This is a genomic window from Gemmobacter aquarius, assembly GCF_003060865.1.
Lineage (GTDB): Bacteria > Pseudomonadota > Alphaproteobacteria > Rhodobacterales > Rhodobacteraceae > Paragemmobacter > Paragemmobacter aquarius.
In genome coordinates this window covers 1,335,656-1,358,712 of the sequence record NZ_CP028918.1, presented here as the reverse complement: position 1 = coordinate 1,358,712, position 23,057 = coordinate 1,335,656, and the positions used below count along the sequence as shown (strand labels likewise).

General features: G+C 65.8%; 19 protein-coding genes and 1 other RNA gene. 6 read left to right on the top strand and 14 right to left on the bottom strand.

All coding sequences use genetic code 11. The annotated features are described in order from the left end of the window. Positions 1-79 precede the first annotated feature (79 nt). Positions 80-559 (top strand): DUF2938 domain-containing protein, encoded by a 480-nt coding sequence (locus tag HYN69_RS06580; RefSeq protein ID WP_108435037.1) that lies wholly within the window; start codon positions 80-82, stop codon positions 557-559. Between the two features lie 50 nt (positions 560-609). Here HYN69_RS06580 and HYN69_RS06575 read toward each other — a convergent pair whose 3' ends face one another. The 4 genes from HYN69_RS06575 to HYN69_RS06560 form a co-directional block, all read right to left on the bottom strand. Continuing rightward, a complete protein-coding gene (locus HYN69_RS06575; RefSeq protein ID WP_108435036.1) occupies positions 610-2,100 on the bottom strand; it encodes a nucleobase:cation symporter-2 family protein in 1,491 nt (496 codons plus the stop codon). A gap of 312 nt (positions 2,101-2,412) precedes the next feature. Continuing rightward, a complete protein-coding gene (locus tag HYN69_RS06570; protein WP_108435035.1) occupies positions 2,413-3,813 on the bottom strand; it encodes an aspartate aminotransferase family protein in 1,401 nt (466 codons plus the stop codon). Between the two features lie 217 nt (positions 3,814-4,030). After that, complete coding sequence (locus tag HYN69_RS06565) at positions 4,031-4,687, bottom strand: GntR family transcriptional regulator (protein WP_108435034.1); 657 nt, start codon at positions 4,685-4,687, stop codon at positions 4,031-4,033. 104 nt (positions 4,688-4,791) lie between these two features. After that, entirely contained in the window at positions 4,792-7,182 is a 2,391-nt protein-coding gene (locus HYN69_RS06560) for a glycoside hydrolase family 2 protein (RefSeq protein ID WP_108435033.1), read from the bottom strand. Positions 7,183-7,390: 208 nt separating this feature from the next. Between HYN69_RS06560 and HYN69_RS06555 the strand changes: the two genes are divergently transcribed. Continuing rightward, positions 7,391-8,380, top strand: coding sequence for a LacI family transcriptional regulator (locus HYN69_RS06555; RefSeq protein ID WP_230426513.1), 990 nt, complete (start codon positions 7,391-7,393; stop codon positions 8,378-8,380). A gap of 96 nt (positions 8,381-8,476) precedes the next feature. Continuing rightward, positions 8,477-9,652 (top strand): Gfo/Idh/MocA family protein, encoded by a 1,176-nt coding sequence (locus tag HYN69_RS06550; RefSeq protein WP_108435031.1) that lies wholly within the window; start codon positions 8,477-8,479, stop codon positions 9,650-9,652. A 15-nt stretch (positions 9,653-9,667) separates the two neighbouring features. Here the strand turns inward: HYN69_RS06550 and HYN69_RS06545 are convergent, their stop codons facing one another. The 5 genes from HYN69_RS06545 to HYN69_RS06530 form a co-directional block, all read right to left on the bottom strand. Further along, complete coding sequence (locus HYN69_RS06545) at positions 9,668-10,756, bottom strand: NUDIX domain-containing protein (protein WP_230426512.1); 1,089 nt, start codon at positions 10,754-10,756, stop codon at positions 9,668-9,670. Continuing rightward, the gene (locus HYN69_RS20505; RefSeq protein WP_159082379.1) at positions 10,753-11,193 is read right to left on the bottom strand and encodes a TrgA family protein; all 441 of its coding nucleotides are present in this window, start codon (positions 11,191-11,193) and stop codon (positions 10,753-10,755) included. The genes HYN69_RS06545 and HYN69_RS20505 overlap by 4 nt, the downstream gene beginning before the upstream one ends. Then, positions 11,193-12,404, bottom strand: a complete 1,212-nt coding sequence (locus tag HYN69_RS06540) for an SAM-dependent methyltransferase (protein ID WP_108435030.1) — start codon at positions 12,402-12,404, stop codon at positions 11,193-11,195. Before HYN69_RS06540 ends, HYN69_RS20505 begins: the two co-directional genes overlap by 1 nt. A gap of 61 nt (positions 12,405-12,465) precedes the next feature. After that, entirely contained in the window at positions 12,466-13,920 is a 1,455-nt protein-coding gene (locus tag HYN69_RS06535) for a cryptochrome/photolyase family protein (protein ID WP_108437068.1), read from the bottom strand. A 75-nt stretch (positions 13,921-13,995) separates the two neighbouring features. Further along, positions 13,996-15,225 (bottom strand): aminotransferase class V-fold PLP-dependent enzyme, encoded by a 1,230-nt coding sequence (locus tag HYN69_RS06530; RefSeq protein ID WP_108435029.1) that lies wholly within the window; start codon positions 15,223-15,225, stop codon positions 13,996-13,998. A gap of 146 nt (positions 15,226-15,371) precedes the next feature. Between HYN69_RS06530 and HYN69_RS06525 the strand changes: the two genes are divergently transcribed. Together HYN69_RS06525 and HYN69_RS06520 are read left to right on the top strand one after the other, a co-directional pair. After that, a complete protein-coding gene (locus tag HYN69_RS06525) occupies positions 15,372-16,187 on the top strand; it encodes an MBL fold metallo-hydrolase (RefSeq protein ID WP_108435028.1) in 816 nt (271 codons plus the stop codon). Between the two features lie 106 nt (positions 16,188-16,293). Further along, positions 16,294-17,715: an FAD-binding oxidoreductase gene (locus HYN69_RS06520; RefSeq protein WP_108435027.1), complete on the top strand. Its 1,422-nt coding sequence runs from the start codon at positions 16,294-16,296 to the stop codon at positions 17,713-17,715. A gap of 127 nt (positions 17,716-17,842) precedes the next feature. Here the strand turns inward: HYN69_RS06520 and ssrA are convergent. The 3 genes from ssrA to HYN69_RS06505 form a co-directional block, all read right to left on the bottom strand. Continuing rightward, positions 17,843-18,198: a transfer-messenger RNA gene (gene ssrA, locus HYN69_RS06515) on the bottom strand. Then, positions 18,189-18,644, bottom strand: coding sequence for a GNAT family N-acetyltransferase (locus HYN69_RS06510; protein ID WP_216824663.1), 456 nt, complete (start codon positions 18,642-18,644; stop codon positions 18,189-18,191). The genes ssrA and HYN69_RS06510 overlap by 10 nt, the downstream gene beginning before the upstream one ends. Positions 18,645-18,765: 121 nt before the next feature. Continuing rightward, positions 18,766-19,818, bottom strand: coding sequence for an ABC transporter substrate-binding protein (locus HYN69_RS06505; protein ID WP_108435026.1), 1,053 nt, complete (start codon positions 19,816-19,818; stop codon positions 18,766-18,768). Positions 19,819-20,084: 266 nt separating this feature from the next. Here HYN69_RS06505 and HYN69_RS06500 point away from each other — a divergent pair, with 266 nt between their 5' ends. Continuing rightward, positions 20,085-21,074, top strand: a complete 990-nt coding sequence (locus HYN69_RS06500; RefSeq protein WP_108437067.1) for an MDR family oxidoreductase — start codon at positions 20,085-20,087, stop codon at positions 21,072-21,074. 189 nt (positions 21,075-21,263) lie between these two features. On the opposite strand, the gene HYN69_RS06495 is transcribed toward HYN69_RS06500, so the two are convergent. Both HYN69_RS06495 and HYN69_RS06490 read right to left on the bottom strand, forming a co-directional pair. Continuing rightward, positions 21,264-21,848 carry a GNAT family N-acetyltransferase gene (locus HYN69_RS06495; protein ID WP_108435025.1) on the bottom strand — a complete coding sequence of 195 codons (585 nt, stop codon included), beginning with the start codon at positions 21,846-21,848 and terminating at the stop codon, positions 21,264-21,266. Next, positions 21,848-23,053 carry a M16 family metallopeptidase gene (locus HYN69_RS06490; RefSeq protein ID WP_407925255.1) on the bottom strand — a complete coding sequence of 402 codons (1,206 nt, stop codon included), beginning with the start codon at positions 23,051-23,053 and terminating at the stop codon, positions 21,848-21,850. The genes HYN69_RS06495 and HYN69_RS06490 overlap by 1 nt, the downstream gene beginning before the upstream one ends. Positions 23,054-23,057 lie beyond the last annotated feature (4 nt).

Sequence of the window (23,057 nt, the reverse complement as noted above, 5' to 3'; positions counted from 1 at the left end):
GACCGCACCCTGCGCGCCCCCTTCCCCCCGCCCCGCAAAGCGCGCTACCACCACCCGACCGGAACCAAAGAGCGCGCCCATGTCCCAATTCCTCCTCCAAAGCCTGACCATCGGTATCGCCGGAACGCTGGCAATGGACCTGTGGGCACTTGCCCTGCACCGCGCCACGGGCCAGTCCCTGCCCAACTGGGGCCTCGTCGGGCGCTGGTTCGCCCATGTGCCGCGCGGGCGCCTGTTTCACGGCGACATCACCCGCACGCCCCCCGTCAGGAACGAACGCGCCATCGGCTGGGCCGCGCATTACGCCGTGGGCATCGTCTACGCAGCCGCCCTTGTGCTGCTCGCCGGACCGGAGTGGACGGCAAAGCCCACTTTCCTGCCCGCCTTCGCCATGGGCATGGCCACCATCGCCGCAGGCTGGTTCTTGCTCGCCCCCGGCATGGGCGCAGGCTGGGCGGCCTCAAAAACCCCGAACCCCGCGAAATCGCGGCTTCTGAACATCGCCGCGCATACAGCATTCGCGCTTGGCCTCTGGGCAGGTGCCCTCGCCCTCGCATAGGCAAAGGGCGGCCCCCTGCGGCGCCGCCCTTCCCCCGACTTGCCGAAACCTCAGTGATCCGCCGAAGCCGCCGCCGCCTTGATCTCGTCGACGCTGCCCTTGGCCCCGTTGAAGAAGGCGTTCAGCGCCACCGCCACGACCGAAGCCAGCAGGATGCCGCTTTCGACCAGCGGGTGCAGTTCATGCGGCATCCACATCTTGAAGTTCGGCGCCACCAGCGGGATCATCCCGAAGCCGATGCTGACGGCCACGATGAACAGGTTGTTGCGGTTCCGCGCGAAATCCACGCCTGCCAGAATGCGGATACCGGTCGCAGCCACCATCCCGAACATCACAAGCCCCGCACCGCCCAGCACCATGGTCGGCACCGATTCCACCAGCGCCCCCATCTTCGGCACCAGCCCCAGCACGATCAGGATCACCCCGCCCGCCACGCAGACAAAACGCGACTTGATCCCCGTCACCCCCACCAAGCCTACGTTCTGCGAGAACGAGGTATAGGGGAAAGTGTTGAAAATCCCGCCGATCAGCGTGCCCAGACCATCGGTCCGCAGACCCGCCGACAGCGCAGGCTGATCGACCTTGCGCCCCGTCATATCGCCCAGCGCAAGGAACATGCCGGTCGACTCGATCATCACCACGATCATCACCAGCGTCATGGTGACGATCATCACGGGGTCAAAGCGCGGCATGCCGAAATGGAACGGCGTGATCAGCCCGAACCAACTGGCCTCGGCCACCTTGGCAAAGCCCATCGACCCCATCGCCACCGCGATCACCGCCCCGATGACGATGCCCAAGAGAACCGAGATATTGGCGACGAACCCCCGCCCGAAGCGCGCGATCAGCAGGATCGACACCAGCACAATCCCCGACACCAGCATATTGCCCAAGGGCGCATAGGCCGGATTGTTCACCTTGGCCGCCAGCGCCAGCCCCTCGGGCATCGCAGGCAGGCCCGCAATAGCGCCCGATGCCGCACCTTCGGTCACCGCCGCCAGCCAGTCGGCATGGGCAGGGTCAACGATCTGCGGCGCAGTCGGCCCCACGGGGTTGCCGAAGATCCAGTTGATCCCGATCCGCATCAGGCTCACCCCGATCACCAGAATGATCGTCCCGGTGACGACAGGCGGAAAGAACCGCAACATCCGGCTGACCAAGGGCGCAATCAGGATCGAGATCGCACCCGCCGCCATGATCGCGCCAAAGATCAGCTGCGCCCCCTCGGCCCCGCCTTGCGCGTTGGCCATGGCCACCATCGGCCCCACGGCGGCAAAGGTCACGCCCATCATCACCGGCAGCTTGATCCCGAACCACTGCGTAGCGCCCATTGACTGGATCAGCGTGACCAACCCGCAGACGAACAGGTCCGCCGAAATCAGAAAAGCCACATCGGCCGGGTCGAGCTTTAGCGCCCGCCCCACGATCAGGGGCACGGCGACCGCCCCCGCATACATCACCAGCACATGTTGCAACCCCAGCGTGAACAGCTTGGGCGCAGGCAGGCGTTCATCCACAGGATGCACGGCATCACTCATCATTCATTCCTTTCCCCGAGGAGGCGTTGTTATTCGCGCCGTCTCTGCGGCCCCCCTCTGGCACGCAGTCCGGTTAGCCTGCCCGGTCGTCCCGCCGGGTTTCAGCGGCTCCAGCCTGCCGCAAACCGAAGCCTGCGCCATGCCTTTACCATCCAACCCGCTTAGACCGGACTGCCCGAAACCGTTTTCGCGTTTTTCTTGAAACAGATTGCAACCAAAGGCGCAAAAAAGCGGCGGTCCCGCACCACCCGAAATGCAAAAAAGCCCAAAGGCGCAATGCCTTCGGGCTTTTTCTTTTCGTCAGATCGCAGCGTCTCAGCCAGCCTTGGCGACCAGCATCCCGTCCGCCTTCAAACCGGCATAACATTCATCCAGCGACAGCGTGGCCCGCGCGATCAGCGTGTCGATCTCGTCGGGGGTGATGACCAAGGGCGGCGAAATGATCATCCGGTCGCCGACATGGCGCATGATCAGGTTGTTGGCAAAGCACCGTTCGCGGCAGCGCAAGCCCACCGTGCCCGACTCGGACGCGAACTTGGCACGACTTTCCTTATGCGGCGTCAGCGCGATAGACCCCATCAAACCCACCAGCTTGGCCTCGCCCACCAGCGGGTGATCGGCCAGCTTGGCCCAGCGCTCGGCAAGGTAAGGGTGCGCCACGTCGCGCACATGCTCGACGATATGCTCTTCCTGCAAGACGCGCAGATTCTCCAGCGCCACCGCCGCCGCGACCGGATGGCCGCTATAGGTGTAGCCATGGAAGAACTCGCCACCTTCCGCCACCACAGCCGCCACCTCGTCACAGACGATCGACCCGCCGATGGGCTGATAGCCCGACGACAGCCCCTTGGCGATGGTCATGATATGCGGCTTGATGCCGAATGTCTGGCTGCCGAACCAGTTGCCCGTCCGCCCGAAGCCGGTAATCACCTCGTCCGCGATCAACAGGATGCCGTATTTGTCGCAAATCCGCTGGATTTCCGGCCAATAGGTCGCAGGCGGCACGATCACGCCCCCCGCCCCCTGGATCGGCTCGCCGATGAAGGCCGCAACCGTGTCGACCCCCAACTCGAGTATCTTTGCCTCCAGCTGCTGCGCCCGCTCCAGACCGAACTCGGCTTCCGTCATCTCGCCGCCCTCGCCCCACCAGTAGGGCTGGTCGATATGCACGATCCCGTCGATCATCCCGCCATGGGCATGGATCGGTGCCATCCCGCCAAGCGAGCCACCGCCCATGGTCGACCCGTGATAGCCGTTCTTGCGCGAGATGATCACCCGCTTTTCAGGCTGACCCTTCACCTGCCAGTAGCGCCGCACCAGACGGATGTTGGTGTCATTCGCCTCCGACCCCGACCCGGCAAAGAAAACATGGTTCAGATCGCCCGGTGCCAGTTCCGCCAGCTTCGCCGCCAAGGCAATCGCGGGCACATGGGTCGTCTGGAAAAAGGTGTTGTAATAGGCCAACTCCTCCATCTGCCGCGCCGCGACCTCGGCCAGCGACTTGCGCCCGTAGCCGATGTTCACGCACCACAGCCCCGCCATCGCATCGAGGATGCGGTTCCCGTCGCTGTCGTTCAGCCATACGCCCTTGCCCCGCACGATCACCCGCGCGCCCTTGGCCGCAAGCCCCGTCGCATCGGTAAAGGGGTGCATGTGATGCGCCGCATCCAGCGCCTGCAACTCCGCCGTGGGCAGATGGTTGGTGATCATGTTCATGGGGGCGACCTCGCGGAATCATCAGGTGGCAGGACGCTCCCGCCACCACTTTTCCCAGTTTATGATCAAATCCCGCGCCGTTCAAGAAATTTGATCAAATTCTACAGCCACCGAAAGCCTCTTCATCCTTGCGAAAATACTCTGGGGGTCCGGGGGTGAAACCCCCGGCGCTTTCACCCCGCGCTGCGGCCGGAAATCCTTGCCAACACGCCCCGCCTCAGGCGTCCTGCGCCTGCGCCGCCCTGATCTGCTCGATCCCCTGTTCGATGTCATTGGCAATCGCCCGCGCCAGCGCTGCCCCGTCGCCCGCCCGCATCGCGGCCAGCGCCTCCTCATGCCGGTCCGGCAGGGCTGACGCGCCGAAGCGCGCACAGACCACCCGCAGCGACGGCCCGAACCGCAGCCACAGCGACCGCGCGATATCGACAAGCAAGGGCGCATCCGACGCCTCGTAAAGCGCGAAATGGAAGGCGTGGTTGCTTTCGAGATACTCGTTCACATGCCCCCCCCGGATCGCTCGGTCCACGCGGTCGTCGATCGCCTCCAGCCGGTCGATCAGCGCGGGCGTCAGATGCGCCACCGCCAGTTCCGCAAGCTTCGGCTCGACCGTCAGCCGCACGAAAGCCAACTGCTCCAGCAGCGCAGGCGTCAACTCCGGCACCGCCACCCGCCGGTTACCCTGCGGCAGCAGCGCCCCCTCGGCGGTCATCCGCCGGATCGCCTCGCGCACCGGCGTCATTCCGGCATCGAGATCGCGCACCAGACCCTGTATCGTCACCGCCTGCCCCGGCTCCAGCCGCCCGAACAGGATCATATCCCGCAACCGGCCATAGGTGACCTCGTGGATCGGTATCTTCTGCGTCGCCTCGTCCATTCCGGCCTTCCCGTTCCCTCGGCCCCAATGGTTACGCCGCGACCGGCAATTTGATCAAGCGGGCAAAGACCGCCAAGACCAAAATCGACGCAGGCCCGCCAAGGTCATCCCGCACCCGGCCCATAGGTCGCCGCATGAAGATCGCGCAGCACGAATTCCGGCACCACGCCCGGATCGCAGTCAAAGCCGATCTCGACCGGAACCCCCGGCACCATCGTCACCGCATTCGCGCTGAACCGCCCCGCCACATCCGCCTCGACCGCAACAAAGGGCGCCAGCGCCGCAACCTCCAGCCGCAAACGCCAGTCGCCTGCCCCACCCGAAACCGCAAGCGTCACGCCCGATGGCCGCAAGTCATAGGCCTTCCACGGCAAGGGCGCAAAAACATCGCTCCCTGCAGCATCGCCCTCCCAGTCGAACACCAGCACCTCCTCCGCCCGCAGATCGCCCCGCACCACGCGGCACAGGTCCACCGCACGGTCGACCGGCACCACCCCCTCGCCTGCCCCCAGATCGCGCACCGTCCCGTCCATCGCCGCCGCCCGCGCGGTAACCCGCAGCCGCACCGCGTCGCGCCCGTCATTCACCCCGCGCAGCACCAGCGCCTCGCCTTGCGGGATGCAGACCACCGTCACTGGCGCATAAAACCCCTTGGCCATGTGGTGCAGCAGTTTCCACCCGCCCCCGTGGTCGAGCGACGACCACGAACACACCGGCCATGTGTCGTTCAACTGCCAGTACAGCGTGCCCTGACACTGCGGCTTGATCCCCCGCCATGCCGTCACCGCCGTCTTGATCGCCAGCCCCTGCTGCACCTGTGACAGGTAAACGAAACTGGCAAAATCCACCGGAAAGCGGAAATACCGGAACATCGTCTCGGCAATCCGCGCATTGCCGCCCGCGTTCTTCTGGTGGCTCTCCATCACGGGGGCGGCGATGTTGAAATCCGAAGGCTCCGCAAAGCGCCGGATCACCTGCATCGACGGATAGGATTGAAAGCCGAATTCCGAACAGAACCGCGGCCGCACCTCGCGGTAATGGTCGAAATCGCGCCCCTCGTGCCAGACGCTCCAGAAATGCATGTCGCCCGAACTGTCGTCATGCCACGCATCGCCAAAGGCCAGCGGCCCCGCCGAAGGCGAACTCGGCCACCACGCCGCATCTGGCAACACCGCCTTCAGCGCCGCCTCGACCGTCCGGTTCAGCCGGTCATAGCTGACCAGATAACGGTCGCGGTCCTTGCGGCTTGCCTCGAACCAGCCCAGCGCGCCGACCAATTCGTTGTCGCCACACCACAGCGCGATGCAGGCGTGATGGTTGATCCGCGCCACCACATCGCGCACCTCGGCATCGACCTCGGCCAGAAATTCGGGGGTCGAGGGGTAAAGATGGCAGGCGAACATGAAATCCTGCCAGACCATCAGCCCCATCTCGTCGCAGAGGTCGTAAAACCAGTCCGGCTCGTAGCGCCCGCCACCCCAGACGCGGATCATGTTCATATTGGCATCCACCGCCGATTGCAGCAGATCGCGCACGCCCTCAACCGTAATCCGACCCGCCAGCGCATCCGCCGGTATCCAGTTCGCCCCCCGCGCAAAGACCGCCTGCCCGTTGACCCTAAACCCGAACGACCGCCCCGCCGCGTCAGGCTCGGACAGCAGCGCCATGTCGCGCAAGCCCACCCGTCGCACCGCCCGCGCAGCCCCCGCCGTCACCACCAGATCATGCAACACCTGCGCGCCCAGACCCGCGGGCCACCACAGCACAGGCTCGGCAATCGCCAGCACCACCCGCGCCACGCCGCCCGCTATGGTGCCCGCCCCCGTCACCCCGCACAGGGCAGCCGTGACAACCTCGCCCTCTGCCACTCCCTCGGCACGCACCTCGACCGCAACCTCGGCCACGCCAACCCCGTGCCGCTGCACCACAACCACATCGGCGATGCGCGGCCCGCAAGGCTCGATCCCGATCCGCCCCCAGATGCCGAACGGCGCCAGCGCCACGTTCCAGTCCCAGCCGAAATCGCATTGCGGCTTGCGAAGCATGTTGCCGTTCGGGATAGGGCAATTCCCCTCGTGCCACGGCACGAAAAACGGCTGCGCCGCCTGCCTCTGCGCCGCCTCGGCCACCGAGGACCGGAAGGTCACCGAAATCTCGTTCTCCCCCTGCCGCAAAGCAGCGCCCGAACACACCCGCCAGCGGCGGAATGCATTGGCCGCCTTCAGGACAAGCACCCCGTTCAGCCGCACCTCGGCCACCGTATCCAGCCCCTCGATCACCAGCGCAGCCGCACCGCCCGCATGGTCGAAAGTCCGCCTCGCCACCCAGTCCCGCCCGGCCACCCAGCGCGAGCCATATTCGTTGCGCCCGACATAGGGGTCGGCGATCACCCCCGCCCGATGCAGCGCGGTAACACCGTCGCCGGGCACCATGAAAGGCACCGTCACCGCGCCATCGGTCAGTGACCACTCCCCGCCCAGATCACGCATGTCCATCCCCCGCGCCCTTCCCCGAATCCATCCGCCGCCCGTCGCCGGCCTGCCACCAAGGGACCGGTTCAGAAAAATCTATAACGTTATAGATTTCCGCATCAACCCGCTTTCCCCCCTTGCCCCCACCCCGCGCAGCGGTCACAAATCATGCCACACCCCTGCCGGACCCCGCATGCCCCACGACAGCGCATCCCCCCGACCGACAGCAGGCATGACCCGCCCCACGCTGAAAACCATCGCCGCTGAAACCGGCCTTGCGGTTGCAACCGTAAGCCGCGCGCTGAAAGACGCCCCCGACATCGGCGCGGCCACCAAGACCCGCGTGGCCGAGGCCGCAGCCCGCCTCGGCTACCGCCCCAACCGCGCAGGCGTCAGGCTCCGCACCGGCAAGACCCATGTCATCGCCCTGATCCTGTCGACCGAGGCCGACGCAATGACCCATACCGCCCAGCTTCTGAACGCCATCGCCCGCGGCTTGCGCGGCACGCCCTACCACCTTGTCGTCATGCCCTTCTTTCCCGACGAAGACCAGATGGCGCCGGTGCGCTACATCGTCGAGACCGGCTCGGCCGATGGCGTGATCCTGAACCAGACCCGCGCCGACGATCCGCGCATCCGTTACCTGCACGACCGGCGCTTCCCCTTTGCCACCCACGGGCGCAGCGACATGGGCCTGACCCACCCGTTTTTCGACTATGACAACGAAGCCTTCGCCCGCACCGCCGTCCGCGCCCTCGCCGCACGCGGGCGCAAACGCCTGCTCCTCATCGCCCCCCCGCCCGACCACAGCTACGCCCGCCACATGACCGCAGGCTTTCTGGACGAGGCCGCACGTGCGGGGCTTTCGGCGCAAGTGGCCGACGACATCACTTCGGACAGCGCCGGGGCCGAAATCGAAGCCGCCATCGCCCGCCGCTTCGCGAGTGATCCGCCAGATGGCCTGATTTCGGCCTCGACCACCGCGACCATGGCGCTCGTGACCGGAGCGGAACGCGGTGGCGCGACCCTGACCCGCGACTTCGACGCGGTGGGGAAGGAGGCCACCCCGTTTCTGGCCCGCTTCCGCCCCGGCCTGATCGCACTGCCCGAAGACGTTGCCCGCGCCGGAGCCTTCCTGACCCGCGCCGTCCTTGCCGCCATAGACGGCGCCGATCCGACGCTCTGGCAATTCGTCGACCGGCCCGACATAACGGACGCATGATCCGGCGGAACCGGCAAGGGCGGGGGGCCAGCCCCCCGCACCCCCCCCCCGCACCCCCCGGAGTATTTGCCGCAAGGATGAACGAGAGAGGTTCGAATGACCAATACAACAGCACCTGTCGCCCGCAGCCCTCGCATCCGCCTCGGCATGGTGGGCGGCGGGCGCGATGCCTTCATCGGCGCGGTCCACCGCATCGCCGCAAGGCTCGATGACCAATACGAACTCGTCGCGGGCTGCTTTTCCGCCACCGCCGAAAAAAGCCTCGCCAGCGCCGCCGATCTGGGCGTCGACCCGAAACGCGCCTATGCCAGCTTTGCCGAAATGGCCGCCCGCGAAGCACGCCGCAAAGACGGGATCCAGGCCGTGGCGATCGTCACCCCCAACCACATGCACGCCCCCGTGGCCCTGCAATTCCTGCGCCGTGGCATCCATGTCATCTGCGACAAACCCCTGACCGCCACCCTGCCCGAGGCCAAGCGCCTCGCCAAAGCCGCCGAAGCGTCGGGCGTGATCTTCGCGCTGACCCACAATTACACCGGCTACCCCATGGTCCGCCAAGCCGCCGAGATGGTCGCCAATGGCGATCTGGGCGACATCCGCCTCGTGCAGGTGGAATACGCGCAAGACTGGCTGGCCGAACCCATCGAGCAGTCGGGCCACAAACAGGCCGACTGGCGCACCGATCCCGCACGCACCGGCGCAGGCGGCGCCATCGGCGACATCGGCACCCATGCCTTCAACCTCGCCCGCTTCGTCACCGGCCTGACGCTTGATGCGCTCGCCGCCGATCTGCAAAGCTTCGTCCCCGGCCGCCGCGTCGACGACAACGCCAATATCCTGCTGCGCTTTGCAGGCGGCGCACGCGGCATGCTGTGGTGCAGTCAGGTGGCGACAGGGCTGGAAAACAACCTCAAGCTCCGCGTCTTCGGCACCAGATCCAGCATCGAATGGTCGCAGGAAGACCCCAACAACCTCTGGGTCGGCCCCCTCAACGCGCCACGCTACCGCCTGACCCGCAATGGCCACGGCTCGGGCCACGCCGCCGCCCGCATGGCCCGGGTGCCCGCAGGCCACCCCGAAGGCTATCTGGAAGGCTTCGCCAACATCTACGCCGAAGCCGCCCGCGCCATCCTCGCCCGTCGCGACGGCACCGCACTCGACCCCGCAGTCACCTTTCCGGGCCTTGCCGAAGGGCTGGAAGGCGTGGCCTTCGTCGATGCCTGCGTGCGCTCGTCCAAGCGCAACGGGGCCTGGACCGCGCTGAACCTGTAACCGGCAGGGCGGGGGTCACCCCGCCCGCAACCGCCCCCGCTCGCGCTGCAACCACAGCGCCGTCAGGATAAGGGGCGAATTGTTCACCTCGCCCGAAGCCACCAATTCCATCAGCCGCCCGAAGCCCATCAGATGGCCGCGGATATCCTCGGCCTCGCCCTCGACCCCGAAGACCCCCGCCGCATCGTCTGGCAGGTCGGCCAGCGCGACATAGGAATACAAAAACTCTGTCACCGCGCCGGGACTTGGGTAATAGCCCGCGACCAGTTCCAAAGCGCCCAGCCGCAGCCCTGCTTCCTCGACCGCCTCGCGCCGCGCGGCATCTTCGGGGCTTTCGCCCGCATCGATGCGCCCGGCAATCGCCTCCAGCGACCAGCATTCGCCATCGCCCCGCACGTAAGGACCGGCGCGGAATTGCTCGACCAGCAACACACGGTCGCGCACCGGGTCATAGGGCAGAACCGTCACCGCATCGCCCATGACAAAGGCCGCCCGTTTCACCGTATCGCTGAAACTGCCATCGAAGCGGCGAAACCGCAGGTCATGCTCTTCCACGGCAAAGTAATTGGCATAGGGCAGCGCCACCCGCGCCACATCCACATCGCCCGCCCCCTGCGCCCGCCGCGCCGTCACCGGCCCCGCGACAGCCGCACGCACCCGCGCAGCCCCGCGCACCAGCATATGGCCGTAGCGCCGCGCCAGCACATCCGCCGCCACAACGCCGTAAAGCCCCATCACATCCCGCGCCGCGGCAACCGCCGCCGCCGCGAAATCACGCTCCCAATCGCCAGCAGACCACGCAGCCAATGCATCCCCGCCCGCATAAAGCACCGCCGCAACCGATCCCTCTGCCAAAGCAACCTCGCAAGGCACTGCCGCCTGCCCCGTCACCCTTGCGTAAAACGCCAGCCGCGCCGCTGCCTCGTCTGTCAATCGCAGCAGATCGCCCCGCACGACACCCGCGCCCAACGCCCATGTCGCGCCATGCGCCGTTGCGTGCAGAACCCCCGCGACCGACCCCGCCTGAACCGAAACCCCGCCACCAAGCACCACAGCCCGCAGCGCGGTGTCGCAAAGCGGCCCGTAAAGGAATACCAGACTCACGACCAGCGCCGCCCTACCTTTTCGGTCAGCAGGCCCAGAACCGCGCTTCCGACACCCATCACCCCGATGAAGGGCGCATAGCCCATCAGCCGCCCGTATTTCAGCATCAACTGCACCATGCCCATCAGCGCCTCGAACGGTCCCGGATACTGCCTGCGCATCGACGCTTCCAGCATTGCCCAGGCCGCCACCCCGAACAGCACGACCGCGACCATCACCGCACCCGTCCGCACCCCCGTGCCGACTGCCGTGCCATATCCGCGCCCCGCCTCGCGCCCCGCGATGCGCCAACCGCACAGCAGCCCCGCGACCATCGCCCCCTCGGGCACAAGGCCAAGCACCATTCCCTCGGGCAGACCCTGCCCCAGCACCGCCGCCGCCAGCCAGCCCAAAGCCGCAAACCCGAGCGCGGCGAAAAGTTTGGCCGCCGTCGGCATCAGACCCGCGTCACGGTAATCTGCGTCACATCGCAGTTCCCGCCCTGAAACGCCCCCGCGCAAGACGTGAGGTAGAAATTCCACATCCGGCGGAACCGGTCATCGAACCCCATCCGCGCCACCTCGTCCCAGCGGTCGTTGAACGTGTCATGCCAGCGCCGCAGCGTCTGGCTGTAGCTTTCCCCGAACTCGATCGACCCCGCGACCCGCAGCCCCGCCTTTTCCACCTCGGCCCGAAGCACGGCGGGTGACGGCAGCATACCCCCCGGAAAGATGTATTTCTGGATGAAATCCACGCTCTTGCGGTACACGTCCCAACGCTTGTCAGCGATGGTGATGATCTGCAGCGTCGCCTTGGCACCCGGTTTCAGCCGGTCGCGCAAATTGTTGAAATAGACCGGCCAGTATTTCTCGCCCACCGCCTCGAACATCTCGATGCTTGCGATGCCGTCATACATGCCGCGCTCGTCGCGGTAGTCCTGCAACTTGATCGTCACGCGGTCCGACAGGCCCAGCCTTGCCATCCGTTCCACCGCGAAATCATATTGCGCCTGCGAAATCGTCAGCCCCGTCACCTGCAACCCGCGCTCTTTCGCGGCATATTCCGCAAACCCGCCCCAGCCGCAGCCGATCTCGAGCACATGATCGCCCGGTTTCGCGCCCATCTCGTCCACCATGGACCGGTATTTCTCGACCTGCGCCGCTTCCAGACTTTCCTGCCCAGACCGGAAGATCGCCGATGAATAGGTCATCGTCTCGTCCAGCCAAAGCCGGTAGAACGCATTGCCCAGATCATAGTGGTAATGGATGTTTTTCTTGGCCTGCGCCTTGGAATTGCCCTGCAACCAGAACCGCATGCGTTCATAGAACCGCACCAGACCCATGCCGGGAAAGCCGTCATTGACCATGTCGTTCTCGGGCAGTTGCACCAAGTCCATCAGCGCCTGCAAATCCGGCGTCGACCACCAGCCATCCAGATAGGCATCGCAAAAGCCCAGGTCACCCTCGCGGATCAGCCGCGCAAAGCTGTCGGCGTTATGCACCGTCAACTCTGCAACCGGCCCCGCAGCCTTGCCCTCGACCCGGAACCGCCGCCCGTCAGGCAACACGAAATCCAGCCGCCCGCGCCCCAACCGCTTGGCAACCTCGAAAGCCGAGGAGAAATATCGCGGCAGCCCGCTCTGGCCTGCCGTGCTCGTCAAAACGTCCATCACACCCCACTTCTTTTTGTTCTTATTTAACAACGCACAGTCACAGATACGAAGCCCGCACTCAAGAGTTTCGTGCAGACCCCTCCACTGAAGCCACATCGCCCCCCGCGCCCCCCCGCGCCGCATAGGCCGCAAGCGCCCGCGCCCGCCCCTCGGCCAGATCGACCATGGGCATCGGATAGCGCGCGGCAGGCGACAGGTTCCAACCCCTTGGAACCGCGTCGAAAAACGCCAAAGCCTCGCGCCCCGGATCGCGCGACAACTCGGCTATGAACCGCTTGCGATACTCTTGCTTGGGGTCGAATTTCTCGACCTGTGTCGCGGGGTTGAAGATGCGGAAATAGGGCGCCGCATCCGGCCCCGACCCCGCCGCCCATTGCCAGCCCATCGCATTGGCCGCAGGGTCCCAGTCGATCAGGCAATCGGCAAACCACGCCTGCCCGATCCGCCAATCGGTCATCAGATGCTTGGTCAGGTAACTCGCCACGATCATCCGGCCCCGATTGTGCATCCGCCCCGTCACATACATCTCGCGCATCGCGGCATCCACGAAAGGCTCGCCCGTCATGCCCTGCTTCCAGCGTTCTGCATCGGCACTGTCACCGCGCCACGGAAAGGCATCCCATTCCGGCTTCCAGTTCGCCGTGGTGATATGCGGGCTGTGATAGACGAGGTGATACGAAAACTCGCGCCAAACCAACTCCTTAAGGAACGTCTCGGCCCCCGCCCCGCCCCGCTCGAACGCTGCCCAAGCCGCATGCCAGACCCGCCGCGCCCCGATCTCGCCCAGCGCAAGGTTTTCCGACAGGCCCGAGGTTCCCTCGACCGCCGGCAGATCGCGCGCAACGTCGTAGCTGTCTACGGATCCGTCAAGAAACCGCTCCAGCCGCGCCACCGCCGCCGCCTCGCCCACATGGACATAAGCCGAAACCACCGCCGCCCCGCGGTTCATCGCATCCCCCATCCGCCACGCGTCCAGATCGTCCGACACAGGCCAGACCGCAGGCGCAGGCAACCGCGCAGGGGCCGCCACCGGAGCAGGAACGGCCCGCCCCCGCACCGCCCGCCAGAACGGCGTATAGACGCGGTAGAACCCGCCCGTCCCCGTCGCCACATCCCAAGGTTCGTGCAGCAGATGCCCCGCGAAACTGTCGGCCCCGATACCTGCCTCGCGCAGCCCCGCCTTGACCCGTTGATCCCGCGCCTTGGACACCGGATCGTAAAGCCGCGACCACATCACCCCCGCGGCCCCCGTCTCGGCCACCAGCGCCTGCAGCACCGCCAAGGCATCGCCCCGCCGCAGCACCAGCCGCGACCCCGCCGCCTCCAGCCGCTTTGCGAAAGCCGCAACCCCCAACCCCAGCCGCCATTTCGGCGCAGCGCCCAAGGCCTCGGTTTCGTCATCCAGCACGAAAACCGGCACAAGCGGCCGCCCCGTCGCCAGCGCAGCCGCCAGCATCGGCAGATCATCCAGCCGCAAGTCGCGGCGGAACCATAAAAGCAGCGGAGCGGTCATGCGATAAATCCCCAAACGACCGCTAAACCTATGCCGCAGCGCAGCTTTTCAACCCTGCCCACGAAACAAAGCCGCCTAAAGCACCTCGTCCAGCGCCGCGATCAGCCGCGCCACATCGCCCGCACTGGTGTAATGCGCCGCACTCAGCCGCAGCACGCCGCGCGAAAGATCGACCCCCATCGCCTGCAATGGCCGCACCGCGTAGAAATCCCCCGCCCAGCAGGCAATGCCCCGCTCTCCCAGCGCCACCGAAACAGGCTCGGCCACACGGTCCAGCGCCACGGCCACCGTCGGCGCACGCGCCCCCGCATCCCTCGGCCCGATCAGGCGCAGATCGTTGCGCGCCGCCAGATAATCCACCAAGGGCGCAATCACCGCCACCTCTTGGGCGCGCATCAGATCATGCACGGCACGATTGCGCGCCGCCGCATCGCCCGAAATCCCGTGATGCGCGGCCAAAGCGTCCACGTAATCCGCCATTCCGGCACAGGCCGCAATCTGGGCATGGTCCGGCCCCGCAGGGGTGAACCGCTTATAAAGCGAAGCTGCGTTGAAGTAATGGCACTGCGCGGGCAACTCCATTCCCCACGCCTCGCGGATCACCATGATCCCCTGATGCGGCCCGAAGGTCTTGTAGGCGGAAAACAGATACACATCGCAGCCCAGCGCCGCCACATCCGGAAAGCCATGCGGCGCATAGCTCACCCCGTCCACACAAGTCCGCGCCCCCGCCGCCCGCGCCATCGCGGCGATCTCGGCCACGGGGTTGATCTCGGCCACCACATTGCTGCAATGCGGAAAGCACACCAGCCGCACCCGCCCGTCAGCCAGCAGCACCGTCAGGTCGGCCAAGGCCAGCGATCCCGTCTGCGGATCTATCTGCCATTCCCGAACCTCGACCCCTTCATCGGCCAGACGCCGCCAGACGCCCGAATTCGCCTCGTGGTCCTGATTGGTCACCACCACCGCCCCGTCCGTGCCACGCAACCACTGCCGCACGGCCTGCGCCAGCACATAGGTATTCGCACTCGTCGAAGGCCCGAACGACACTTCCCGCGTCTCGACCCCCATCATCGCCGCCAGTCGCGCCCGCGCCTCGTCCATCTCGGCCCCGCCCTCGCGCGCTCCGGCATAGGGGGCATAGGGCTGCACCTTGCGATCCGTGTAGAACCGATGCAACCGGTCCACCACCTGCCGGCACGGATAAGACCCGCCCGCGTTTTCAAAGAAGGCATGGCCCGACAGCACGGGCGACGAAAACGCCGGAAACTGGTCACGCACGAAATTCAGGTCAAGGCCGGTCATCTGTGTCTCCTCTGGCTGCCCGATTGATGGAACGGATCGCCGCCCCCCGCAAGACGCCGCAAAACTTTCACTGACGCAGCCGTGATTCCGCCAATCGCCAAACCCGTGGCACCATCACGCAAACCGCCCCGCGACAGGAGCCGCCCATGCACACAAGCCTCGCCACCTTCGCAGCCACTGCGCTGACCTTGCTTGCCATGGCAGCCCAAGCGCAGGAAACTCGCAAGGCCTCGAACTGCTTTGCACTGGCGAAAGGCCCCGAACGCATTATGCCCGCCGCCCTCGGCGCAGAGGTCGGCACCGATCAGGTCCGCATCCATTATATCAACCACGCCCAATTCGCGCTGCAATCGGGCAGCGTCATGGCGGTGACCGATTACACGGGCTTTCTCGGCAACCCCGACATCGTCCCAGATGTGGTGACGATGAACAACGCCCACGCAACCCACTGGACCGACAACCCCGACCCGCGCATCCCGCATGTGCTGCAAGGCTGGCCCACGGGCGGCATCGCCGCCGCGCATGAATTGGACCTCGGCGCGATGCTGGTCCGCAACGTGCCCACCGACACCCGTGGCCGCTTCGGCGAAGGCGCCTTGCGCGACGGCAACTCGATCTTCGTGTTCGAAGCGGGCGGCCTCTGCATCGGCCATCTCGGCCACCTGCACCAGATCCCCGACGATGCCCAATACGCCGCCATCGGCAGGCTCGACGTGGTCATGGTCCCCGTCGACGGCGGCTACACCATGTCGACCGAGGCGATGATCGGCGTGGTCGACCGCCTGCGCGCCCGCGTCATCATCCCGATGCACTGGTTTTCGGGCAGCTCGCTCGATACCTTCCTCGCCACGCTGGGCGGCCGCTATCCCGTGGTCGAAACCGGCGGCCCCGACCTTGTGCTGTCACAAGACACGCTGCCCGCCACCCCCTCGATCCTCGTCCTCGACCCCGCCCCGCTGTAAGATGTGCTTCTCCGGCGCATCCAACCCAAGCCCGTGACGATCCCCGTTTCCCCACCCCGCCCCTTGCGCTAGGTAAAGCCCGAGCCAAGCCGCCAAAGGGCACCCCATGCTGAACCCCGCCTCCGATGCCTTTCTCGAAGCCCTCGCGGAAACGCTCCCCGCAGACACCCTCCGCCCCGCCGCCGAGGCCTATCGCAGCGACCCGCGTGGCCGCTGGACCGGCACCGGCAGCACCGTCGCCCTGCCCCGCAGCACGGCCGAGGTCGCTACAATCGTCGCCGCCTGCAACGCCGCCCGCGTCGGCATCGTGCCATGGGGCGGCGGCACCGGCCTTGTGGGCGGCCAGCTTCTGCCCGAAGGCCCGGCGCCCCTGATCCTGTCCCTCGAACGCATGACCGCCACCCGCGGGCTCTACCCCGCCGAATCCGTCCTCGCGGTCGAGGCGGGAACCATCCTTGCCCACGCCCAGACGCAGGCGACCGAGGCAGGCTTTCTCTTCCCCCTCTCGCTCGCCTCGCAAGGCAGCGCCCGCATCGGCGGGCTTCTGGCCACCAACGCAGGCGGGCTGAACGTCCTGCGTTACGGCAACGCGCGCGACCTGACCCTCGGGATCGAAGCGGTGATGGCCGATGGCTCCATCTTCCATGGCCTGAAACGCCTGCGGAAAGACAACACCGGCTACGACCTGCGCCACCTGCTGATCGGGTCGGAAGGCACGCTTGGTATCATCACCGCCGCCAGCCTGCGCCTGTTCGCCATCCCCGCGCGCACCGTGACGGCGCTTCTCACGACCCCTTCGCCCGAAACCGCCCTGCGGCTTCTGGCCCTCGCGCAAAAGCGCCTCTCCGGCATGGTCTCGGCCTTCGAGCTGATCCACCGCACCGGCTTTGACTTCCTGACCGAAACCCTGCCGGATGTGACCCAGCCTTTCGCCACCCCGCCCGATTGGTCGGTCCTGATCGAACTCGGCCTGCCCTCGGGCCTGAACGCAGACGAGGCGATGGCGAGCCTTTACGCCGAAGCCGACGACCTCTCGCTCGTGACCGATGGCGTGATCGCCACATCGCAGGCGCAGGCCACCCAACTCTGGCGCCTGCGCGAGATGATCCCCGAAGCCAACCGCCGCATCGGCGCGGTCTCCAGCCACGACATCTCGCTCCCGCTCTCGGCGATCCCGGACTTCATCGCCAAAGCCCCCGCCGCACTGGCCCGCATCGACAGCTTCCGCATCAACTGCTTCGGCCACCTGGGCGACGGCAACCTGCATTACAACGTCTTCCCCCGCCCCGGCAAAACCCGCAAGGACCACGAAGCGCAGCGCGAGCCGATAAAGACCGCGATCCACGACCTCGTGGACAGCATGGGCGGATCGGTCAGCGCCGAACATGGCATCGGCAGGCTCAAGGTCGCCGATCTGGAACGCTACGCCGACCCCGCCAAACTGCACGCCATGCGGGCGATCAAGGCCGCACTCGACCCGAACGGCATCCTCAACCCCGGCGCCGTGCTGCGCGCCAGCGGAATTTGACGCAAATTCCGCGCCGTTTTCTGGCGCAGAAAACGGTGTCCGACCGTGCTCGCCGGAATTTGCGTCAAATTCCGCCGCGATTTCTGCGTCAGAAATCGCCCGCAATGCTGTCGATAAAAAAGGGAAAAGTGCAGGTTTCTGTTGCCAGGTACCTGCGAACCCCGCCTTACGCGGCTAAGCGCAAGGACTTAGGTTTGATATTGCGAGCCGCTTACGCGGCCAGCGCCATCGGAGCACTGTTGTCATTGGCAACTGTGATCATGGACCGATAACGGTGGTACCTCACCGGGTAAAAGCTGGCCTCTTTGAACGTTCGTCGATCCTATTTCGACCCCGAACCCCCGCAATGACCGGGTGGATTGGTGGAGTCGCCGGGTACCGCCCCCGGGTCCGAGCCGTCTATTACAGGTGCGTTTATCACCATAGTCCGGGTTGCCCCGAACAGGATCGAATATAGGCATGCCGAAGCGTGGTCACAAGGGCGTTTTGCGACTTTCCGCCGGAACCGGCTGCATCAGGAACAGCCGCTCGCCGGTGTCCTCGGTCACCTGCAATCCTTCGCGCAGATAAAAGGCCAGTGCCCGACGGTTGGGCCGCAACACGCTCAGCCGCAACGGCAACCCCGCCGCCGCCGCCTCGCGCTGTGCCACCCCGAGCAACAGCTTGCCCAGACCCCGCCCCTGCACATCGGGCACAAGGTACAGCTTGCGCAGCCGCAGATGGTCCGGCCCGCTCTCGACGGTCAGGTTGCCCGCCGGAACCCCTGCAACCGACACGATGCGCGTCTTTTCCAGATCGAACAGCGTCGGATATTCGACCGGCAGATACCGCCCCCACAAGGCCAGCGCATGGTCGCGCATAGCCTCCGCCTCCAGCTCTCGCAAAAAGGCGGCATCCTGAACGTCGGCGGGGCGAAGCGTGTATTCCATCGGCGCAGGATGGGACAGAGCCGTGACGGGACGATGACGCAAAAGCCAAGCGCCCGGCGGTCCTGCCGCCGGGCGCCCTGAAGACCGACTTCCGCCAGCCTCGGTCTTGGTCAAGCCGGAGTCAGAACCCCGCTTTGATGTTCTCGAACTCTTCGATCATCTTGGCGCGGAACTCCGAACTCACCGGCGTCTGCGCCAGCATCGGCCCCTCGACCGGATCGACGAAAGCCGCCTTCAGCTCCTCGGCCGGAATCTCCTTGAGCGCGGCATCGTTCGAGATGGCATAGCCGATGGCATCGAGGATCGCCTTGGCCGAGCCATGGTCGAGGAAGCTGTTCATGAAATCATAGGCTTTGTCTTCGCTGCCCGGCCCGTCCTTGAGGTTGACGTAACCGCAATACCAGGTCGCCGCCCCTTCCTTGGGCGTGCGGTTGAAACCGATGGGGAAGCCCTCGTCCTGCAGCAGCGCCACACCGTCGTTCCACGACCAGGCCACCAGAACCTCGCCCGTCGCCATAAGCTGGCTCATCTCGGCAGGGTCGGCCCAATAGGCCCGCACGTTGGGATGCACCGCGCGCAGCCAATCTGCCGCCGCCTGAAACTGCTCGTCTGTCACGTTGTCCCAAGACGTCACACCGGTGGCGAGGAAAGCCAGCGACCAGATGTCATCGGCGCTGTCGGGCAGCGAAATGCGCCCGGCGAATTTCGGATCGGTAAACACCTGAAGCGAGGCGACCTCTTCGGCCGTCACTTCCTTGGTGTTATAGGCCACGGCGGTATAGGCGTAATCGGTCGGGATGAACCACACGCCCTGATCATCCTTCACCACCGAAGATTCCAGCAGCGGCGGGTGGATATTGGCGAATTCCGGGATCTTCGACACATCCCATGGCTCGATCAGACCCGCTTCCTTGTAGCGCGGCAGGCTGGCCACGCAGGGATGCGCCAGATCGGCTTTGAAACCGGAACTGACCTTCTGGAACGCCTCGTCATCGTCGCCGAAAAACGCATAGGTCGGGCTGTCGCCGTGCTTTTCGACGTATTTCGCCGACAGACCCGGAATATCCCAGCCGGCCCAATCGAAAACCGTCAGCTCGGCATCTGCTGCGGATACGGCCGTTGCCAGCCCGAACAGGGCGGCAACGGAAAGAAGCGGCGCTCTCGTGTGTTTCATCAGTTCCTTTTTCCTCTCTCACTCATGCCCTGACCGAGCCGACCGTTGGAAATTCCAGCGAAGGCAGACAAAGGCTGGATTAGCTCTGGAAGTGCCTCGTCAAGATATTGCACACTGTCACAAATTCAATCACCCGCAAGGGCACCCGCAAGGGAAATTGCCCTGCGATACGCCTTGATTGTGACTGTCCGTCCTATATTGCCGCGCGAACGAGCGGTCTGAAACCGGGCATGACCAAGACCGTGCATAACAAAAAAGGAAACCCCATGTTCCGCGCCCTTCTCGTCGAAAAAGACGACACCGGCCAGACCACCGCCTCGGTCCAATCCATCGACGAAAGCCGCCTGCCCGAAGCAGAGGTGACGGTGGCCGTCGAATACTCCACGCTGAACTACAAGGACGGGCTGTGCATCGGCCCCGGCGGCGGTCTCGTGCGGACCTATCCGCATGTGCCCGGAATCGACTTTGCCGGCACGGTCGAAACCTCCTCCGACCCGCGCTACAAGGCGGGCGACCGCGTGGTGCTGACAGGCTGGCGCGTGGGCGAGGCGTGGTGGGGCGGATATGCCCAAAAGGCCCGCGTCAATGCCGATTGGCTGGTGCCCCTGCCCGATGCGATATCGACGCGTCAGGCCATGGCCATCGGCACCGCAGGCTTCACCGCCATGCTCGCCATCATGGCGCTCGAAGCCCACGGCCTGACCCCCGATCAGGGCGAGGTGCTGGTAACAGGGGCCGCAGGCGGCGTGGGGTCGGTCGCCACCGCGCTTCTCGCGGCGAACGGCTACCGCGTCGCCGCCGTGACCGGTCGCCCCGAGACGGAAAGCTACCTGCGCGATCTGGGGGCCAGCCGCATCATCCCCCGCGCCGATCTGGCCGAGACGGTGAAAAAACCGCTCGAATCCGAACTCTGGGCCGGTGCCATCGACAACGCGGGCGGCGCGATGCTGGCCCGCCTCTTGGGCCAGATGAAGGCCAATGCCTCGGTCGCCTCGGTCGGCCTTGCCGCCAGCGCCGATCTGCCCGCCAAGGTCACCCCCTTCATCCTGCGCGGCGTCAACCTTCTGGGCATCAACTCGGTCACCATCCCCTACGCGCAACGCGTGGTCGCGTGGAACCGCCTTGCCGCCGAACTGCCGATGGGCAAGCTGGAAGCGATGATCCGCCCCGCCACCCTGTCGGACCTGCCGACCCTCGGCGCCGCCATCCTGCGGGGCGAGGTTCAGGGCCGAATCGTGGTCGATGTGAACGCCTGACGGCGCTTTTGCCCCAAGGCCGGAGAGGGTTTTCCACCCTCCCCGGACCCCTCCCGAGAATATTTGAGCAAGCGTGAAAAGGCATAAGACCCTCGCCCTGTTCACAATGGCTTAAGTATCCGCCCGTCGGGGGGGTGCGGGGGGGGGTGCGGGGGGGCAGTGGCCCCCCGCTCTTGGCAAGGCAAGCCGTCAGCCCACGTCCGTGCGACCGCGCCGGTCTGTCCGCAGGCTCGCGTAAAGCACATGGTTGCGCCAGCGCCCCGCGATTTGCAGATAGCTTTGCGCCACACCCTCGTATTTGAAGCCGCATCTCTCCAGCACACCGCGCGATGCCGCATTCTCGGGCAGGCAGGCCGCCTCGATCCGGCTCAGATCCATCACGTTAAAGGCATGATGCACCACGCCAAGGATCGCTTCCTTCATATAACCGCGGCGCGAGAATTGCTCGCCGATCCAATAACCCAGCGTGCCCGATTGCGACGGGCCACGACGGATGTTGTCGAGTGTGATCGCCCCCAAAAGCGCCTGATCCTCGCGCCTGACCAGCATCAAGGGCAGCGCCGTGCCCTGCGCTTCGGCCCGCGCCGCCCAATAGACACGGTTGGTGAAAGACCGCCGCGTCAGGTGATCCTCGGCCCAGGACGGCTCCCACGGCGCCAGAAACCCGGCGCTTTCCGCCCGCAGCATCGCCCAGGGCTTCCAGTCGCCATGCTGCGGCAGGCGCAGCGTCATGCGCTCGGTCTCGATGCGGACCTTGCGGCGAAAAGCCAGCATCAGGCGGCGAGCCTAGCGCGGATCGCCTCCAGACCGGGCGCATCGGCGACGGGGCCATAAAGCGCCACCGCCGACTTCGCCACCGCGACAGATGCGGCATAGGCCCGCACATCGCCCACGCCCACCGCGTCGATCCGTGCCACCACTTCCTCGACCCCCGGCACGCGCCCCCAGATCGCCAGAAGCCGGGCGTTGCGCTCGGCGCGGTTTGACGGGCTTTCCAGCCCCATCAGCATGCCTGCCTTCAACTGCGCCCGCGCCCGTGCCACCTCGGCCTCGCTCATATCGTCAGCGGCACGCTTCATCTCGTCGACCGTCAGCCCCACCAGATCGCCGATCTCGTCTTCGGACGTTCCGGCATAAACCGTGATCTGCCCCGTATCCTCATAGGCGCCCGACTGGGCAAAGATCGAATAGCACAACCCCCGCTCCTCGCGGATCTTCTGGAACAGGCGGCTCGACATGCCGCCGCCCATCGCCGTGGCGTAAACCTGCGCTGCGTAGACATCGGGCGCGCGGTATCCCGGCCCCTCGAAGGCCAGCGCGAAATGCACCTGCTCCAGATCCTTGACCTCGCGCCGCTCGCCACCCCCGAACAGCGCCTTTTGCAAGCGCGCGTCACCCACCGGTTTCAGATGCCCGAACAGTTCTTCCGCCTGCGCCACGATGCTGTCGTGATCGACCCCGCCCGCAGCGGCCAGTATCATCTGGTCCGGCCCGTAATGCTCGGCCACAAAGGTCTGCAAGTCCTTCTTCTTGAACGCCCCCACCCGCTCGGACGGCCCCAGAATGGTGCGCCCGAACGGCTGGTCAGGATAAGACACCTCCTGCAACCAGTCAAAGATGATGTCATCGGGCGTATCCAGCGCCTGCCCGATTTCCTGCAAGATCACGCCCCGCTCGGTCTCGATCTCCTTCGCGTCGAACACCGGGTTCAGCACGATATCGGCGATCACATCCAGCGCCATCCGCACATCGGCCGACAGCACCCGCGCGTAATAGGCGGTCATCTCGCGGCTGGTATAGGCGTTGATATAGCCCCCCACATCCTCGATCTCTTCGGCAATCCGCAAAGCCGACCGACGCTTCGTCCCCTTGAACGCCATATGTTCCAGAAAATGCGCGATCCCGTTCTGCTCGGCCCGCTCGTGGCGCCCCCCCGCCGTCACCCAGACCCCGGCGGATGCAGACAACAGCCCCGGCATGGCT

What these genes read in the sequence shown, in the direction of transcription:
- HYN69_RS06530 (WP_108435029.1), bottom strand. Translation starts at nt 15,225, where the DNA reads ATGACCGGCCTTGACCTGAATTTCGTGCGTGACCAGTTTCCGGCGTTT.
- HYN69_RS06540 (WP_108435030.1), bottom strand. Translation starts at nt 12,404, where the DNA reads ATGGACGTTTTGACGAGCACGGCAGGCCAGAGCGGGCTGCCGCGATAT.
- HYN69_RS06525 (WP_108435028.1), top strand. Translation starts at nt 15,372, where the DNA reads ATGCACACAAGCCTCGCCACCTTCGCAGCCACTGCGCTGACCTTGCTT.
- HYN69_RS06570 (WP_108435035.1), bottom strand. Translation starts at nt 3,813, where the DNA reads ATGAACATGATCACCAACCATCTGCCCACGGCGGAGTTGCAGGCGCTG.
- HYN69_RS06520 (WP_108435027.1), top strand. Translation starts at nt 16,294, where the DNA reads ATGCTGAACCCCGCCTCCGATGCCTTTCTCGAAGCCCTCGCGGAAACG.
- HYN69_RS06555 (WP_230426513.1), top strand. Translation starts at nt 7,391, where the DNA reads ATGACCCGCCCCACGCTGAAAACCATCGCCGCTGAAACCGGCCTTGCG.
- HYN69_RS06495 (WP_108435025.1), bottom strand. Translation starts at nt 21,848, where the DNA reads ATGCTGGCTTTTCGCCGCAAGGTCCGCATCGAGACCGAGCGCATGACG.
- HYN69_RS06580 (WP_108435037.1), top strand. Translation starts at nt 80, where the DNA reads ATGTCCCAATTCCTCCTCCAAAGCCTGACCATCGGTATCGCCGGAACG.
- HYN69_RS06565 (WP_108435034.1), bottom strand. Translation starts at nt 4,687, where the DNA reads ATGGACGAGGCGACGCAGAAGATACCGATCCACGAGGTCACCTATGGC.
- HYN69_RS06535 (WP_108437068.1), bottom strand. Translation starts at nt 13,920, where the DNA reads ATGACCGCTCCGCTGCTTTTATGGTTCCGCCGCGACTTGCGGCTGGAT.
- HYN69_RS06575 (WP_108435036.1), bottom strand. Translation starts at nt 2,100, where the DNA reads ATGATGAGTGATGCCGTGCATCCTGTGGATGAACGCCTGCCTGCGCCC.
- HYN69_RS20505 (WP_159082379.1), bottom strand. Translation starts at nt 11,193, where the DNA reads ATGCCGACGGCGGCCAAACTTTTCGCCGCGCTCGGGTTTGCGGCTTTG.
- HYN69_RS06510 (WP_216824663.1), bottom strand. Translation starts at nt 18,644, where the DNA reads ATGGAATACACGCTTCGCCCCGCCGACGTTCAGGATGCCGCCTTTTTG.
- HYN69_RS06560 (WP_108435033.1), bottom strand. Translation starts at nt 7,182, where the DNA reads ATGGACATGCGTGATCTGGGCGGGGAGTGGTCACTGACCGATGGCGCG.
- HYN69_RS06500 (WP_108437067.1), top strand. Translation starts at nt 20,085, where the DNA reads ATGTTCCGCGCCCTTCTCGTCGAAAAAGACGACACCGGCCAGACCACC.
- HYN69_RS06490 (WP_407925255.1), bottom strand. Translation starts at nt 23,053, where the DNA reads ATGCCGGGGCTGTTGTCTGCATCCGCCGGGGTCTGGGTGACGGCGGGG.
- HYN69_RS06505 (WP_108435026.1), bottom strand. Translation starts at nt 19,818, where the DNA reads ATGAAACACACGAGAGCGCCGCTTCTTTCCGTTGCCGCCCTGTTCGGG.
- HYN69_RS06550 (WP_108435031.1), top strand. Translation starts at nt 8,477, where the DNA reads ATGACCAATACAACAGCACCTGTCGCCCGCAGCCCTCGCATCCGCCTC.